This is a genomic window from Grimontia indica, from assembly GCF_000333895.2.
Taxonomy (GTDB): Bacteria; Pseudomonadota; Gammaproteobacteria; order Enterobacterales; family Vibrionaceae; genus Enterovibrio; species Enterovibrio indicus.
On sequence record NZ_ANFM02000038.1, the window covers coordinates 60364 to 77560 of the forward strand.

The window sequence follows — 17197 nt, forward strand, 5'->3', positions numbered from 1 at the left end:
ACCTTCGTTTTTGAGGGTGATTTCAATCTAGCGTTTAAAACTATTTGGCGTTTATGAAAAGAAAACGGCCGCAGGCCTTGTTTTATAAGGCGTGCAGCCGGTTCTTTTGCCAAGGTTCTGATTGTATTAATCAGAATTTTGTTCGGATTCTTCCTCAGCTGCCATGACTGGCCAGCCGCCTAATTTCTTCCATTTGTTAACGATCTCACAGAACAGTTCTGCGGTGCGCTCGGTATCGTAGAGCGCTGAGTGTGCTTCTCGGTTATCGAAAGGGATCCCGGCGGTTTGGCATGCTTTTGCCAAAACGGTTTGTCCAAAGGCCAAGCCACTCAGTGCTGCTGTGTCGAAAGTGGCAAACGGATGGAAAGGATTGCGTTTTAGATGACTGCGCTCCGAGGCTTCCATGACGAAGCTGTGATCGAAGTTGGCATTATGAGCCACCATGATCGAGCGCTGACAGCCTGCCGCCTTTTGTTCTTTGCGGATAAGTTTAAAGATCTCTTTCAGTGCGTGCTCTTCTTCTACCGCACCACGGAGTGGGCTGAAAGGGTCTTTAATGCCGTTGAATTCCAGCGCTTCTTTAACCAGATTAGCGCCTTCGAACGGAGAAACATGAAAGTGAATGGTTTTATCAGGGGAAAGCCAACCGTCTTCATCCATCTTCAGAGTGACCGCACAGATTTCAAGCAGTGCATCAGTCTTTGAGTTAAAACCGGCCGTTTCTACATCGACAACAACAGGAAAATAGCCGCGGAATCTTGCTTTTAGCGTATTCAGGTTGGTTTCTTGGGTCATGTCTCGGATAACTTGTAAAAATGAGGCGTGCATTATGTCAGATGCTGGCTGGATTTTCATTTTCTAGTTTTGGCAGGAAGAATTAAAATAAGACTAAAGATAAAGGACTGGCTTCCGATAAGATAAGCAATACCTTTCCACTGATTCACAGGAACCGGCACAGTATGAAGAGAGCATCGCTGTTGACATTATGCATTGCTGCAAGCCTTGCACCGCTCTCGGTGTCTGCGAGCAAGTATTACGGAGCGAAGCCGACAGAATCTGTGTGGAAGGTGACAGTCGATACACCGATCGAGTGTCGTATTGAACACATGATCCCGAACTATGGTATGGCGACATTTACCTCCCGTGCCAGCAAGAAAATTAACTTGGATTTTGAGCTGGAAATGCGTCGACCGATGGGTGAAACGCAGAATGTCTCTCTCGTATCCATGCCGCCAGTATGGTTCGCCGGTGAGCCTGCGGAATATATCGACCGTCTGCGTTTCTACAAACAGTTTGATGGTTATGTTGACGGACAAACGGCTTGGAGTATGTTGTCTGAGCTGGAAAATGGCCGCTATCCGACTTTTAGCTTCAAAGAGTGGCAAAGCAAGGGAAAACGCGTCGATATTGCGTTGTCCTCTGTGTCGTTCCAACAGCCTTACAATGAATTCAGCAGCTGTGTTGCACGCTTGTTGCCTTACGCCTTTGATGACATCGCCTTCACCGTGCTTCACTACAATGAGAATGGTGATGAGTTAAACAAGGCTTCCATGGCGAGGTTGGCACAAATCGCAGAGTTCGTGAGATACAGCCCAGACATCGATTTGGTGTTGATGGCGACTTACACAGATGGTCGTGGTGCAAAGGCGGCGAACCAGAGAATGTCTGAAATCCGCGCCGAAAAACTGGAACAGTACTTTATGTCGCTCGGCTTGCCGAAAGACAGGATTCAGGTTGAAGCTTATGGCGAGCGTCGCCCTATTGCAGAAAATGAAAGCCCGATAGGTCGTAACAAGAACCGTCGTGTCGTGATCTCTTTGGGTAGAACGATTATCTAACCAGACATGTTTCTCTGAAAGATAAAGAAAGCCCCGCTCGTTGTTGCGGGGCTTTTCAGTTTTAGGCGGTTTCTGTTTCCTTTTCGGGCTTAGGCGTGATGATTGCCAACAGGGCGTCTTCATTGACCTCATCATGTTGTTCTTTAGGAAGGAACTGTTCGGCGTAACGAAGATAGATTTTCTCCTCGATAAAGAGCCGGAACAGTTGCTCATCGACATGCTTGTCTTTCGCCATAAAGGCGAGAATTTTAAGCGCTTCGCTGAGTGTCTTCGCTTTCTTGTAGGGACGATCGCTGGCGGTGAGTGCTTCGAAAATATCCGCTACTGCCATGATACGTGCATCGACAGACAATGAGCTTTCATCCAACCCATAAGGGTATCCTTTGCCGTCCAACTTCTCGTGGTGTCCCCCGGCGATTTCCGGCACACGTTTCAGATGCTTAGGATAAGGCAGCTTACGAAGCATATTAATGGTTTGGATGATGTGGTCATTGATGATGAAGCGCTCTTCATCCGTCAGCGTTCCGCGCTGAATAGACAGGTTATAGAGTTCACCGCGATTATATTGAAGCGGTGGAACTGGTAGTTTGAACTCCCAGTTTTCAAAGGTTTTCAGCTGTTGAGGGAGCCAAGGGATCATCTGATCGACGGTATCAGAAAGGACTTGTTCTTTGCAGGGGAGGAGGAAACTGCCACGCGCTGAACGTCTTGCTTCTTCTTCCCAAGATAACCCTTGGACATCATCGATTGTGCGCATCCAGGTCCGCTGCGCTATCTTCTCCAGTTTTTCGATATTGCTGGCATCCATAAACTCCCCGCCCACATTGCACTTAGCCACAAAAGCGAACTCCTGATCGAGTGTTTCGTGCTCTTCCGTCAACCAAGCATCAAGTTCTTCAACCTTTTCGCCTTCAAGCCGCTTTTGCCAGTACGTAATTTCGGCGTCACGTTTCAAGACTTCAAAGCGGGTGCGAACTTCGTGGATGCGGTTGTAAATGGTTTCGAGTTTGGTCGCTTTATCCACCACGAATTCGGGTGTAGTGACTTTTCCGCAATCATGTAACCAAGCCGCGAAATAGAGCGCTTCACGAGATTGATCGTTGAGTGAGAACTCGGGGAAACGTTTTTCATCATTACTGGCTGCTTCTGCCAGCATAAAGGTCAATTCCGGTACACGTTGGCAATGACCGCCCGTATAGGGGGATTTGGTATCGATGGCGGATGCCATCATCTCGATGAATGATTTAAATAGCTGCTTTTGTGCTGCTACACGGTCCCAGTTCTCTTTAATAAGGGAAGCGAAGCCCAGGAACTGGCGGATAAACTGTAGCTTGTCATTCTGATCGTTCCCCGGACACGCATCAAATCCCATAAAGACGTAGCCCACACACTCTTTTTCACGGTTGTAGAGAGGCACGAGCCAAGCGTGCTTAAGTGATTGAGGGAGTAGTCTACGTTCAATATCGGTCGAACAGGGTTTAAAACTGAAGAAATGCTGGCCTTGGAGTGCCTTCTTCATCTGTGGGGAATCAGCCAACAACTTCTGCAGATCTACCTGTTTGCCTTCTGTTTGATGGGGATATTGGGCGGTCAGCGTGAGTTTTTCCCTGTCTTCTGCAGAATTGGTCCAGAGCATCACGTATTCCGCGCCGGAAGTTTGTTGGCAGTGAAGCGCAATGTCGGCCATCAGAGAGTCGAAATTTGAACTGTTGGAGACTCGGTGAAGTGTCTGAAGAAAGTTCTGAATCGTCTCAGACATCATGTGGACGGATTCGGAGAGTTCCCTGACTTCGACGATCTTAGAGCTTGGCGTTGAGACACTGGAGAAATCCAGACGACGGATTTTTTGGGTTTCTTCTACCAGCAATTTCAGTGGATTGGCGATACGTTTGGAGGCCCAAAGTACCATCACGGTGCCAATCAAAAGACCAAAGATACTGATGGTAATTTGGTTGTTTCTAGCTTCTATCGCACTTTGGATCAGCAGCCTCTCAGGCACAGCTTTAGCTAGCCACAACCCCCGCTCTCCACCGAAACTGATCCTCACAAGGTTGAGAGACCAGTTTTCACCCTGATGGAGTATGGTCTTGTTCGATTCGTACCAATCACTGGTCTTGAAAAGATGATTGAACGGAGACGCAGACATCGCTTCAAGGTACATACGCTGGTTAACACCAGAAGATGATTCGGGAAGGAAACCGGTATGAGCAAAAACACTTTTGTTATCGTCCAATAGCATCAACTGGGTTTCTTCTGTATCAACCAGTGAGTAGAGAAACTTGTTCAAAGAATCGAGAGTGATGTCGACTGCCAGTACACCATTAATATCTTTAAACTGCCGGGTGAGGGTGATGCCCATCCGCTGGATAAACATGTAGAAATACGGGTCAGTGACATAAATACTGCCGTCATCCGGTGCGGCTTTGTACCAGGGGCGTGCTGTTGGCTTGTACTTAATTCTATCGGTATCTGCGCGAATATGTTTCAGGGTGTCATCATAGTAGGTACGTATTTGATTTCCCGTCTTGTTGTTGATGTCTACCATGATGTGGCTGTTTTCAGGTGCTGAAAACTGCTCTTTCATAAAATCCGCTTTTGTTGAACGGATAAACGCCGAACTTTCGTTCGGATAGCCAACATATACAGCCACCACTTCTGGGTTTCTTTCCATGATGGCATTCATGCTGGAAAGCCATTCAGTGTCATAAGACGCATAGAGACTATGACCAAAATCGGAAGCTGCAAGCGCATCCATGGCAGTGATGACCGGGGATGTCAGGTTCTGAAAGGAGAGCTTAATACGTTCCGCATTTTGCGAAGTGCGCTCGATGGCGAGTTGTTGATTGAGCTCTTTTGAGTTCTGGTAACTCAATACAATGAGAAGGACTGAAAGCAGGGATACAACAATAAAAAAGATACCTGCGATATGAATTTGAAGTGTATAGCGGCGTCTTGCCATGATAATCCATTATCTTAATTATGAGACACTCGATTAAGACTATCAGACAGTGATGGGTTACCAATTTTTTTAATGAGGGCTTTGAATTAAATCACGAATATTCATCGCAAATAAATAAGTTGCTTTAACGTAAAGCGGTTATGAGTGATGCGCTTTTTCGTCTACCGGTTTTTTAGGGAACACAATGTCCAACAGGTAGGCTTCGTTGACCTCGTCCCATTGGCTCTCGGGGAGAAAATCCTGAGCATATTTTAGGTAAATCCTCTGCTCGATAAATATTTTGAACAATCGGGCATCAACATGTTTGTCTTTCGCCATGAAAGAGAGGATTTTAAGCGCTTCACTGAGCTTTTTCGCTTTCTTATAGGGCCTATCGCTGGCAGTCAGTGCTTCGAAAATATCGGCGATGGCCATAATTCTCGCGTCCACCGGAAGATTGGTATCTGATAATCCTAGTGGGTAACCCTTTCCATCTAATTTTTCGTGATGGCCTCCAGCAATCTCTGGAATTCTCTTCAGGTGTTCTGGGTATGGCAATTTCTGAAGCATGATAATGGTTTGAATAATGTGATCATTAATCGCGAAGCGCTCTTCCTCAGTGAGCGTGCCTCGCTTGATGCCCAGGTTATAGAGTTCGCCCAAGTCAAATTTGTGTTCAGGTGCCTTGATATTAAATGACCAGTTCTCAAACTTTTTGAGTTGCTGCTCGGTCCAGTAAATCTTGTGGTCTAGCCGGTTATCCAGAAGGTGTTCTTTGCATGGCAGTTTATCTTCTCCTCTGCGATTTCTGCGTAATTCCTCCTCCCAGGATAATCCTAACGTGTCATCTATCGTACGGGTCCAGGTTCTTGAGGCGATTTTTTTGAGCTTTTCTTCACTACCATCATCCAGAAATTCTCCGCCTATGTTGGTTTTGGCAACAAACGCAAATTCGTTATCCAGTTCCTGTTTTTGTTTGAGCATTGTGGCTCTGGCATCCTCGGCAGAAGCTCCTTCGCTAATCTGCTTCCAACACTCGATCTCTGCGTCGCGTTTGAGTATTTCAAAGCGCATCCGAATTTCATGGATTCGGTTATAAATGGTTTCAAGCTTGGTGGCCTTGTCCACGACGTATTCTGGTGTTGTTACCTTGCCGCAATCATGCAGCCAGGCTGCAAAATACAGTGCCTCGCGGGACTTTTCGTCCAGCGTAAAGTCCGGGAAATGATCCTGATCTTCATTGACGGCTTCGGCCAACATAAAGGTAAGTTCAGGCACGCGTTGACAGTGTCCGCCGGTGTAGGGTGACTTGGTGTCGATTGCCGATGCGAACATTTCAACAAAGGATTTGAACAGATTTTTTTGTGCCGTGATGTGGTCCCAGTTCTCTTTGATCAGCGAGGCAAAACCTAGAAACTCTTGAATAAATCCAAGCTTCTCCTCCTGTTCAGGTGATATCACGTGATTAAACCCAACGAATACAAAGCCGACTCGTTCATTTTCTCTGTTGTGCAAGGGAAGCACCCAGGCCCTCACTAATTCGTCAGGGAGATGACCGCTTACTGAAGGATGTTCGTCTGGTGTAAAAGTAAAAAAGCAGTGATTATCGACCGCTTCTTCCATCTCGGGGAGGTCAACGAGAAGTTGGTTAAAGTCTATCTGGGTTTCACTTATGGCCTCAGGATAGTGCGCTGCGAGCGAGAGGTTATTTCTATCCTCCATGTCGGTCGCCCACATCAGGACATAGTCTGCATCGGATGTTTTGTAGCAGTGCTCTACCATGTCAGAGAGCAAGGACTCAAAATTTGAATTATTAGATACCCGATGTAAGGTATTTAAAAAGTCACCAATGGTTTCAGACATCATACAAATGGAGTCAGAAAGCTCTCGAACCTCGACAATATTGGAGTCGGGCGTTTTTACGCTATGGAAGTCGAGGTTTCTTATTTTATGGGAAGCTTTGTTCAGTAGCTTCAGTGGGGTCGCGATTTTCGCTGAGGCCCACATAATCAGCAGCATACCTACGCCTAAGATAATGAAGCTGATAGTTATTTGATTGTTTCTTGCTTCAATTGCACTGCCAATCAATGTGCGCTCAGGGATCGCTTTGGCTAGCCATAATCCCTTCCTGTTACCAAAGCTTATGTGCATCAGGTTAAGCCGCCAGTCTTCTTCCTCGAATTTGACGGTATGTGATGTTTCTTGCCAGTCATCTTTTTCAAGCAGGGAAACCAAAGGGGAGTGTTGTGCAGCCTCAAGGTAGGTGTCTTGCGTTGTGTTTAGTGGTGCTTCAGGAAGGACTCCTGTCTGGCCAAGAATGGTCTTGTTGTCGTCGAACAGCATAATTTTGGCCTCTTCTGAATGGGGAAGAGATTTCAAAAATGCATTAATGGACGAAAGGGTAATATCGGCTGCCAATACACCACCGTTGGCAGGGATGCGTTTTGAAATGGTGATGCCCATTCGCTTGATGAAGAGATAGAAATAGGGGTCTGTAATAAATATGTCGCCATTGTGCGGGGTGTCCTTATACCAAGGACGTGTTGTTGGCTTGTAGGAGATGGTGTCCGTTGTTTCGCTAATGTATTGCAGGTTTTTATCGTAGAACGTCCGGGTCTGCTCACCGTTACTCAGATTGATGTCGACCATGATGTGAGAGTTGTCCGGCGTTGAAAACTGTTCTCGCATAAATGCAGGTACCGTGGAACGGATAAAGGCTGAACTTTCGTCCTCGTAGCCTACATAGACGGCAAGCACATCCGGTGTCACTTTCATGATGGCCTCAACGGAAGCAAGCCAGTTTGGATCGTTGGAAGCATGAATATCATGCCCGTAATTGGATGCGGCAAGTGTCTCTAATGCAGCGAGGACGGGGACTACTTTCTTCTGAAATGCGAGTTTGACCTGCTCAGCATTCTGGGTCATTCGCTCGTCAGCCAATTGTTCGTTGAGCGATTTAGAGTTCTGGTAGCTCAAGACGATCAGCAAAACGGAGAGCATAGAAACAACGATGAAAAATATGCTGGCAATATGAAGCTGCAGCGTACTCTTTTTCCACAACATGCTGACTTTCTTATCAATGAGACATTAATAAAAGCCTATCAGAATTTTTGCAGAGGTGAGGTTTAAGATTGGTGACGTTTTTAATGCATTGATAAATTGAGGTGATTAGCACTACACCTCTAAGGAGAGGTGTAGTAAATCAATGAAGTGCTAGTTACCTAAGCCTGCAGAAGCACTCTTGTTTTGGATCAGCTCGATTTTGTAGCCATCTGGGTCTTCAACAAAGGCGATCTCAGTGGTGCCGCCTTTTACTGGGCCTGGTTCACGCGTGATATTCGCACCTGCTTCACGCAGTTTGTCACAAGTTGCGTAGATATCATCTACACCAATTGCAATGTGGCCAAAAGCAGAGCCGTGCTCATACTCAGACGTACCCCAGTTATAGGTCAGCTCAATCACTGCGCCCTGTGATTCATCACCGTAGCCAACGAAAGCCAGTGTGTACTCGTACTGCTCATTTTCGCTTTTACGCAAAAGCTGCATGCCCATCACGTCGGTATAGAAGGCAATTGAACGATCCAAATCGCCAACGCGGATCATGGTATGCAGAATACGACCAGTGCTCATGACATTCTCCTTAATTGTATTGTCGCGCCCAGTTTACCAACAAAATTTTCGTAACCCCAAGAGCCTTAAGTAAACAGATCCTCTGAAGGTTTCAGCGATATTGTGACTGTTCCAACTCATGGAACAGCCAGTTTCGAAATGCTTCTATGCGCGGAAGCCTTGAAGATGCGCCGTCATACAACAAACTAAACTGCATGCCGGGCGTCAGCCCAATATCAAAAGGTTTGACCAGAAGACCTTGATCGATAAGTGCTTTCGACAAACTTTCCGTTCCCAGACAGACACCGTGACCCGCAATCACTGCATTGAGCGCCATATCGAATGTAGGTACTTCCATCCATCTCAGTGCGCTGTTGTCGAATTTCACACCGGCCTTTTCAAACCACTTTGACCAAACTATCTCTTTAGAATTCACGCCATGTATCAACCAACACCGCTTGAGCTTTTCCGGAGAATCAAACTGTATAGAACGGGCAAGTTCGGCGGAGCAAAGCGGGTAAACCTCCTCTTGATAAAGATGTTCGCAACGAATGCTACCTGCTATGTCACTCTCTGTGATTTTCCCCTGCCGGATGGCTAGATCAATATCGCTGTGTAGGATGGCTACCCGTTTGATATCGCTATGAATACGTATGGTGATGGTGGGGTTTTCTAACGTGAATCGCCATAGTCTCGGCATTAACCACAATGAGGCGAACGAGGGCGGGACGGTGACGGTCAACACGCCTTCCAGAGGCTCAGTCTGAATACGGTTTAAACCGACGATAATTTTTTCAAACCCTTCGGTAATAGGGGCAAGCAGCTGGTGGCCTTTATCGGTGAGCTGCATTTCCCGCCCATTTCTAAAAAACAGCTTACAGCCCAGGTTATCTTCCAGCCCCCTTAATTGTTGGCTGACGGCTGCCTGGGTCACATTCAACTCTTTTGCTGCTGCGCTGTAGCTTTTCAGTCTCGCGGCAGCTTCAAAGTAACGGAGTGCACTGAGATAGCGAAGTTGCTTGTCCATAAGTTCAGCTTATATCTGGTGTCAGATTTCATCGTTCGTGTTGAGTACAAAATACTAACAAAATGACATTAAACCATAACAACAGAGAACGAATGATGCGACCGTCAGCAAAGAGGGCTAGAAATATGATAATAGAAAAAATGCTTAAAATGATAGGGTTAGGAAGTGGTTTCAGAGAGCGTAAAGTCGTGATTAAGAGCGATGGAATGAACTGCCACTTGAAGAAAGATATTGGAATCCATGATCCGCAATGTGGTCATGGTAACAACCAAAACTATCAGAAATATTTATAAAGAAGGCTGCCAATGGCAGCCTTCTTTTTATTCGTCTGGGTAAATCTTTTCTTTGAATTCGCAGAGGTCTTCAATGATACAACTGCCACAACGCGGTTTGCGAGCCACACAAGTGTAGCGGCCGTGCAGGATAAGCCAATGGTGAACATCGACCTTGAACTCCTTTGGCACGACTTTCAGTAGCTTTTCTTCTACCTGATCGACGTTTTTCCCCATCGCAAACTTAGTGCGGTTTGATACGCGAAAAATATGAGTGTCTACCGCAATGGTTGGCCAACCAAAGGCGGTGTTGAGAACCACATTGGCTGTCTTTCTACCCACGCCTGGTAGAGCTTCCAGCGCTTCGCGGTTTTCAGGCACTTCACCACCGTGTTGTTCAACGATGATGCGACAGGTCTTGATGACATTTTCTGCCTTGGAATTAAACAGGCCAATGGTTTTGATGTATTCCTTTACGCCATCAACCCCAAGGTCTAACAAGGCCTGCGGCGTATTAGCCACCGGATAGAGCTTATCCGTCGCCTTGTTCACGCTTACATCTGTTGCCTGCGCTGATAGCAATACCGCAATCAGCAATTCAAACGGTGTACTCCAGTTCAGTTCAGTTTCCGGGTGAGGGTTTTCTGCTCTTAATCGCTCCAGTATCTGAACACGTTTTTCGTTATTCATTGCTCATCCATTGAATGCTTAACTTTTAATCTGTGGACGTGATTCGAACACGTTCGATCACGGCTTTCTCTTTTGGTTGTTTCTTCGCTTGTTTTTCGTCAATCACGTTCTTTATAGCGATGAGGAAACCTACAGCCAGGAAGGCACCCGGCGGTAGCATCGCCAACAGGAATGGACTATCAAACTGGAACACTTCTATACGAAGTCCTGCAGCCCAATCACCAAGCAGTCGGTCAGCACCGTCAAACAAAGTGCCGTTACCCAGTACTTCGCGAATTGCACCCAATACGACCAGTGCCGCAGTCATGCCCATGCCCATCCAGAAGCCATCCAACACCGAAGGTAATGGCGTATTCTTGGAGGCGAACGCCTCTGCGCGGCCGATGATGATGCAGTTGGTCACGATCAGGGGAATAAAGATACCCAGCGACTGATAAAGGCCGAATGCGTAGGCATTCATCAGTAGCTGAACACAAGTTACCAGTGACGCGATGATCATGACGAAGATAGGAATACGCACTTCTTTTGGTACATATTCGCGCACCAGTGAAACAGTCAGGTTCGAGCCCACCAGAACCAGCAGCGTTGCGATGCCAAGCCCTAATGCGTTGGTCACTGTCGCGGAAACTGCAAGCAGGGGACAAAGACCCAGAAGTTGCACCAGCGCAGGGTTATTGGCCCACATTCCGTTTGTCATTAACTCTTTATTCTGGCTCATGATGCAGCTCCACAATTCAGAGGTTGGCGGACAATAGTGTCTTTGTTCTGCATGGCATACCAAGCGGCATTTCTCGCTGCGTTAACGACGGCACGCGGTGTGATGGTGGCACCGGTGAACTGGTCAAACTGACCGCCATCTTTGTAAACCGCCCAACGCTTATCGTCTTCACTTTCAATATTTTTACCATTGAAAGACAGCACCCAATCAGAGACATTCAGATCGATTTTGTCGCCAAGACCCGGGGTTTCGTTGTGGCTCAGCACGCGAACACCGAGCACAGTGTTATTGGTATCGACGCCCACCAAGACTTTGATGGCGCCGTTATAACCGTCCGGTGCAATGGCTTCGACTGCCATAGCTGTCGGCTCACCGTTTTTGGTGGCAATGTAGATTGGCATTGGCTCACTGGTGCCAAGGCTTGGGCTAGTCACCAAAGTACAGGTTTTCGCCAACGCATTGTCATGCATGTCTTCTGGGATCACTTGATTTAGCACCCGTAAAAGCTGGATGCGTTGCTGCTCTGCGATGGTATCTTTCGTCAGTGTATTGGTGACGGCGACTAAGCCTGTTGAAAGCAGTGCCGCCAGCGCAAGGATTGCGCCATTATTTCGCATCGCGCGGATCATTTGCTTTCCTTCCTGTAACCGTAAGTGGTTGGTTTGGTGTAGTAGTCAATCAGCGGTACGCACATGTTTGCGATAAGCACAGCAAACGCTACGCCATCTGGGAAGCCGCCAAAGGTACGGATCAGATAAACCAACGCGCCGATCATTGCACCAAAGATCAGTCGGCCTCGCGTAGTGGTTGAAGCGGAAACTGGGTCAGTGGCGATGAAGAACGCACCCAACATGGTGGCACCGGAGAAAAGGTGCATCAATGGCGAAGCCACGCCATCCGGGCTGATGGCATAACCTACCAAGCTGAACACAAAAAGTGATGCCAGCATAGCAACGGGGATTTGCCACTGGATAATCTTCTTCTTCAGCAGAATAAGACCGCCAACAAGGAAGGCGACATTCACCCAGCCCCAACCGATACCTGCAAAACTGCCAAATACTGACTTCTCAACCGCCTCAGAGACGGTTTCACCAGCCAGCAAAGAGGTCTTAATGGTATCCAACGGCGTCGCCATGGTTGAGCCATCCACGGCAATACGCAGTTGGTTCACGCTAAAGCCATCAGTGGTGAGGCCAGTAAAGATAGCGGCGAAGCTGTCAGTAAAGCCAAGTGGCTGAACCAACAATTCAGTTGGTGGCAGCCAGGTGGTCATCTGAACCGGGAACGAAATCAGCAGGACAACATAAGCGACCATGGCAGGGTTAAACAGGTTCTGGCCCAGCCCACCATAGAGATGTTTAGCAATGACGATGGCGAAGAGTATACCGATAATCACAATCCACCATGGTGCGAACGGTGGAATGGCGATACCCAGAAGTACACCCGTCAGCAGGGCAGAGTGGTCTTTGAGATAGCGTTTAACAGGGCGGCCGCGCAGAGCCACAACAGCTGCCTCTGCAGCCACCGCAGTCAGTGCTGCCATGGCTACCTGCAGTAAAACACCCCAACCGAAAAAGTAACAAAGCGCAGCGATGCCGGGCAAAGTACACAGTATCACTGTCATCATGATGTCGCTGGTGCTTTTGCGACTGTGGCTATGCGGGCTACTGGCGATAAAAAAGGCCACGATTACTCTTCCTCATTCTTATTCTTCATTTGCGCTGCCTTTCTCGCTTTTGCGCGCGCAACGGCAGCAGCAACCGCTGCTTTCTTGGGATCTTCTTCAACGGGAGTTTCTTCCGAAGGTGCTGGCTCATCTGAGAGTGCTTCCGCCTTTGCCTGTTGTGCGGCTTTGCGTGCTTTAGCGCTGGCAACGGCAGCAGCAACAGCGGCTTTCTTCGGATCGTCTTCAACAAGTGCTTCGTCTACCGGCGCAACATCAACAGCAGGCGCTTCAGCTTCTGCCTGTTGTGCGGCTTTGCGTGCTTTGGCACGGGCAACGGCAGCAGCGACAGCGGCTTTCTTCGGATCTTCCTCAACGGGAGCTTCCAATGGAGCACAGTCAGCAGAAGGCGTTTCAGTTTCCGCCTGTTGTGCGGCTTTGCGTGCTTTGGCGCGGGCAACGGCAGCAGCGACAGCAGAAGGTATTTCAGTTTCCGCCTGTTGTGCTGCTTTTCGTGCTTTTGCACGGGCAATCGCAGCAGCGACAGCGGCTTTCTTCGGATCGTCTTCAACTGGTGCTTCTTCTGCTGATACAGATTCAGCATTAGGTGTTGCCGTGTCAGCTTGTTGTGCTTCTTTGCGTGCTTTAGCTCGGGCAATAGCAGCAGCGACAGCAGCTTTCTTTGGATCGTCTTCAGCAGGTGCTTTTTCTGCTGATTCAGATTCAGAAGCAGGGGTAGCCGCATCAGCTTGTTGCGCTTCTTTGCGCGCTTTGGCACGAGCAATGGCAGCAGCGACTGCGGCTTTCTTCGGATCTTCTCCAGCAGCGCTGTTATCAGAAGCGGGCTCAGACTCGCTTTGCTGAGCCGCTTTACGTGCTTTAGCGCGGGCTATCGCCGCCGCAACAGCGTCTTTCTTGTCGTCTGCTGTGTTTTCGGTTTCTGATTCCGACGCCTTTTGTGCCTTACGTTCACGCGCCTGACGCTTGCGCTCTTCGCGCAGCTTCGCCATTTCGCTGTTATCTGGCTCTGCCTGACCTTGTGCGGCAGCCTCTGCCTGTTTGGCTTTTGCTTTGGCAATAGCAGCAGCCACAGCTGGCTTCATTGCCGTAGCTGCAGATTCATTTTCTGATTTGGCTTTCACACGTGCAATGGCAGCGGCAATCGCGTCGCCATCGGCGGATTTTTCCATCGCTTTACGACGGTTTTCCGCAGCTTGCTTGTGGCGCTCTTCACGCGCTTTTTTGTCACGCTCCATACGCGCTTTTTTGGCTTCGAAGCGCTCTTTGGCGCGCTCGGCAGCTTGCTGCTCCGCATCGCGCGCGCGGATTTCAGATTTAGCCTGACGATAGTATTGCACCAGTGGAATTTCACTTGGGCAGACGAAGGCACAGGCACCACATTCGATGCAATCGAAGAGGTTATACTCTTCGCACTTGTCGTAATCCTGATCTTTGGCGTACCACTGAAGTTGTTGTGGCAGCAGCGAAGCCGGGCAAGCTTCTGCACAGGCGCTGCATCGGATGCAGGCCATCTCGCCCTCTGACGGCGCAATTTCGCGACGTGAAGGCACCAACACACAGTTGGTGACTTTGGTGACGGGTACGTTAGGGTGCGGAATGGTGTAACCCATCATCGGGCCGCCAATTATCACGCGCTCTACTTTTTTGTCTGCTTCATACCCGTGCTTATCGAGCAAGAAACTGACTGGTGTGCCAAGCAGCGCCCAACGGTTGCGTTGTTCTTTCAACGTGGTACCTGTCAAGGTGACGACACGCTCAATCAGCGGCTCACCGTCGATGACAGCACGTTTAATTGCGAAGACTGTACCGACGTTTTGCATCATCACGCCGATTGCGGCAGGGATGGCTTTTGCAGGTACTTCTTTACCGGTGATGAGTTTGATGAGCTGCTTTTCGCCGCCTGAAGGGTATTTGGTTGGCACTACCTGAACGACAATGTCAGGTTTACCCTGTGTCGCCAATTTAAGAGCGTCAATCGCTTCCGGCTTGTTGTCTTCCAGCGCCATGACGGTGAGTTTCGGGCTCACGATATGCTTAAGGATCTCAATACCTTGAACAATTTCATCTGCGCGCTCTTGCATCAAACGGTCATCAGCGGTGATGTAAGGCTCACATTCAGCACCGTTGATGATCAGAATTTCTGTGCGCGCATGACCAGTTTGCAGCTTGCGGGCTGCTGGGAAACCTGCGCCACCCATGCCCGCGATACCCATCATGCGGACATGATCGATCAACGCTTCGTCAGAGACTTCGCGGAAATCAGGCAGTGCGTTTTTCTCGCCCCAGGCGTCTTCGAAATCCGGTTTGATCACAATGCAGTTATCGGTCAGGCCAGAGGCATGGGCGATAGTGCGAGGCTCAATAGCAACCACTTCACCGGAAGTTGGTGCATGAACCGGACAGCATTGCAGAACGTCTGACTTGGTCAGTGGTTGCCCTTTCAGTACCTTATCGCCAACATTGACCAACAGTTGGCCAGCTGTGCCAATGTGCTGTTTGGTTGGCAACACAATTTCATTTGGGATATCGGCAGGCAAGATGGAAGTTTCGCTCGACTGGCGTTTGTTTTCTGGTGGGTGAATACCACCGTGAAAATCCCAGACATGTCCCTGTTTTATCTCTTCGATTAGGGTGATCATGCTTGTTTGACCCCTATATCTTCATCGACAGAAAGTTGAACAACCGGAATTTGGTCAAGTTGCCATTTCCAGGTTTCAGGCGTGGTTTGAACAGGGATCATTTCAATACAGTCAGTCGGGCAAGGGGCGACACAAAGGTCACATCCGGTGCATTCATCTTTGATAATGGTGTGCATGGCTTTGGTGCTGCCAATGATGGCATCCACCGGACAAGCCTGGATACATTTGGTACAGCCAATACAATCGTCTTCGTGAATGAAGGCGACTTTTTTTACGCTCTTTTCTTCATCGTGCGCAGATTCTGTGGCTTCTACCCCCATGAGGTCAGCAAGCTTCTCGATAGTCGGCTGACCACCTGGGGGGCATTTATTAATGGCATCACCATTGGCAATGGCTTCTGCATAAGGGCGACAACCGGGGTAACCACATTGTCCGCACTGTGTTTGCGGAAGGATGGAGTCAATCTGATCGACGATCGGATCCGCTTCGACTTTAAAACGCACAGAAGCAAAGCCCAGCAAGATACCGAACACAGCTGCGAGGACAGCGATAGCAATAATCGCAATCAAAATACCAGTCATTACAGTTTCACCAACCCTGTAAAGCCCATAAATGCCAATGACATCAGTCCAGCTGTGATCATAGCAATCGATGCACCGCGGAATGGCTGAGGAACATCAGCCGCGGCAATACGCTCACGCATTGCCGCAAACAAAATCAATACAAGGGAGAAGCCAGCTGCTGCGCCAAAGCCATAAATAATGGATTCGATAAAGTTGTGGCGCTCATTGATATTCAGCAGAGCAACACCCAACACGGCGCAGTTTGTTGTGATTAGCGGCAGGAAGATACCCAACAGACGGTAAAGTGTTGGGCTGGTTTTATGCACGACCATTTCAGTGAATTGCACGACAACTGCAATCACCAAGATAAAGCTCAGTGTTCGCAGGTACTCAAGACCCAAGGGGGCCAAAATGTAAGTCTCGACCAGGTAAGCACTCACTGATGCGAGTGTCAGTACGAACGTGGTCGCAAGCCCCATCCCAATGGCGGTTTCAAGTTTTTTGGACACACCCATAAATGGGCACAGGCCAAGAAACTTAACCAGCACAAAGTTGTTTACCAGGACGGTGCCGACAAGAAGCAATAAATACTCAGTCATGCCATTCTTCGAAAATTTTAAAGAGATCTTTGTATTATCGGCCTTTGAAGCGCCTATAACAACAGATAGGAGAAAGGGTTTTTCATCAAAATTGCTACAGCGGACAAACTTTGCCCGGATCTGGGCGATTGCTTACAGTCCAGATAATAGGTAGTAACAATTCCTGTGCGTGATATCCACAAAACAAATACAAAAAAACCCAGCGCTAGGCTGGGTTTTAGAAAGTGGCTCCCCCTGCTGGACTTGAACCAGCGACATACGGATTAACAGTCCGCCGTTCTACCGACTGAACTAAGGGGGAACAGGTTTTGTGATTCACCGCCTTGGCGATGTATCTAGTGTGGCTTCCCTGATGGACTTGCAACGGGGCCGCCTAGGTCAGCGACATATCGCGAAGCGACAGTCCTGACGGCTAACTAGTTCTTAAACAAGTTAACGAAAAGTGGCTCCCCCTGCTGGACTTGAACCAGCGACATACGGATTAACAGTCCGCCGTTCTACCGACTGAACTAAGGGGGAACAGGTTTTGTGATTCACCGCCTTGGCGATGTATCTAGTGTGGCTTCCCTGATGGACTTGCAACGGGGCCGCCTAGGTCAGCGACATATCGCGAAGCGACA

General features: G+C 48.6%; 13 protein-coding genes and 2 tRNA genes. 1 reads left to right on the forward strand and 14 read right to left on the reverse strand.

Translation table 11 applies throughout. The features are described 5' to 3' along the window. Positions 1 to 126: 126 nt before the first annotated feature. Positions 127 to 795, reverse strand: coding sequence for a ribonuclease T (gene rnt, locus D515_RS19955; RefSeq protein WP_039850389.1), 669 nt, complete (start codon positions 793 to 795; stop codon positions 127 to 129). A 164-nt stretch (positions 796 to 959) separates the two neighbouring features. Between rnt and motY the strand changes: the two genes are divergently transcribed. After that, positions 960 to 1838 (forward strand): flagellar protein MotY, encoded by an 879-nt coding sequence (gene motY, locus D515_RS19960; protein WP_002541109.1) that lies wholly within the window; start codon positions 960 to 962, stop codon positions 1836 to 1838. A 61-nt stretch (positions 1839 to 1899) separates the two neighbouring features. On the opposite strand, the gene D515_RS19965 is transcribed toward motY, so the two are convergent. The 13 genes from D515_RS19965 to D515_RS20025 all read right to left on the reverse strand — a co-directional run bounded on the left by D515_RS19965 (position 1900) and on the right by D515_RS20025 (position 17096). After that, a complete protein-coding gene (locus D515_RS19965; RefSeq protein WP_002541110.1) occupies positions 1900 to 4797 on the reverse strand; it encodes an HD domain-containing phosphohydrolase in 2898 nt (965 codons plus the stop codon). Positions 4798 to 4935: 138 nt separating this feature from the next. Then, positions 4936 to 7839, reverse strand: a complete 2904-nt coding sequence (locus tag D515_RS19970; protein WP_002541111.1) for an HD domain-containing phosphohydrolase — start codon at positions 7837 to 7839, stop codon at positions 4936 to 4938. Between the two features lie 150 nt (positions 7840 to 7989). Further along, the gene (gloA, locus tag D515_RS19975; protein ID WP_002541114.1) at positions 7990 to 8406 is read right to left on the reverse strand and encodes a lactoylglutathione lyase; all 417 of its coding nucleotides are present in this window, start codon (positions 8404 to 8406) and stop codon (positions 7990 to 7992) included. 91 nt (positions 8407 to 8497) lie between these two features. Beyond that, positions 8498 to 9412, reverse strand: a complete 915-nt coding sequence (locus D515_RS19980; protein WP_002541116.1) for a LysR substrate-binding domain-containing protein — start codon at positions 9410 to 9412, stop codon at positions 8498 to 8500. 320 nt (positions 9413 to 9732) lie between these two features. Then, positions 9733 to 10374 carry an endonuclease III gene (gene nth, locus D515_RS19985; protein WP_002541119.1) on the reverse strand — a complete coding sequence of 214 codons (642 nt, stop codon included), beginning with the start codon at positions 10372 to 10374 and terminating at the stop codon, positions 9733 to 9735. 25 nt (positions 10375 to 10399) lie between these two features. Further along, positions 10400 to 11092 (reverse strand): electron transport complex subunit E, encoded by a 693-nt coding sequence (locus tag D515_RS19990; protein WP_002541120.1) that lies wholly within the window; start codon positions 11090 to 11092, stop codon positions 10400 to 10402. Next, positions 11089 to 11721, reverse strand: coding sequence for an electron transport complex subunit RsxG (rsxG, locus tag D515_RS19995; RefSeq protein WP_002541121.1), 633 nt, complete (start codon positions 11719 to 11721; stop codon positions 11089 to 11091). The genes D515_RS19990 and rsxG overlap by 4 nt, the downstream gene beginning before the upstream one ends. Continuing rightward, positions 11718 to 12779 (reverse strand): electron transport complex subunit RsxD, encoded by a 1062-nt coding sequence (gene rsxD / locus D515_RS20000; protein ID WP_002541122.1) that lies wholly within the window; start codon positions 12777 to 12779, stop codon positions 11718 to 11720. Before rsxD ends, rsxG begins: the two co-directional genes overlap by 4 nt. A gap of 2 nt (positions 12780 to 12781) precedes the next feature. After that, positions 12782 to 15415, reverse strand: a complete 2634-nt coding sequence (rsxC, locus tag D515_RS20005) for an electron transport complex subunit RsxC (RefSeq protein ID WP_002541124.1) — start codon at positions 15413 to 15415, stop codon at positions 12782 to 12784. After that, complete coding sequence (rsxB, locus tag D515_RS20010; protein WP_002541125.1) at positions 15412 to 15996, reverse strand: electron transport complex subunit RsxB; 585 nt, start codon at positions 15994 to 15996, stop codon at positions 15412 to 15414. The genes rsxC and rsxB overlap by 4 nt, the downstream gene beginning before the upstream one ends. After that, positions 15996 to 16577: an electron transport complex subunit RsxA gene (gene rsxA, locus D515_RS20015; protein ID WP_002541126.1), complete on the reverse strand. Its 582-nt coding sequence runs from the start codon at positions 16575 to 16577 to the stop codon at positions 15996 to 15998. The genes rsxB and rsxA overlap by 1 nt, the downstream gene beginning before the upstream one ends. Positions 16578 to 16802: 225 nt before the next feature. Further along, positions 16803 to 16878 (reverse strand) — tRNA-Asn (locus tag D515_RS20020). Positions 16879 to 17020: 142 nt separating this feature from the next. Beyond that, positions 17021 to 17096, reverse strand: a tRNA-Asn gene (locus tag D515_RS20025). Positions 17097 to 17197 lie beyond the last annotated feature (101 nt).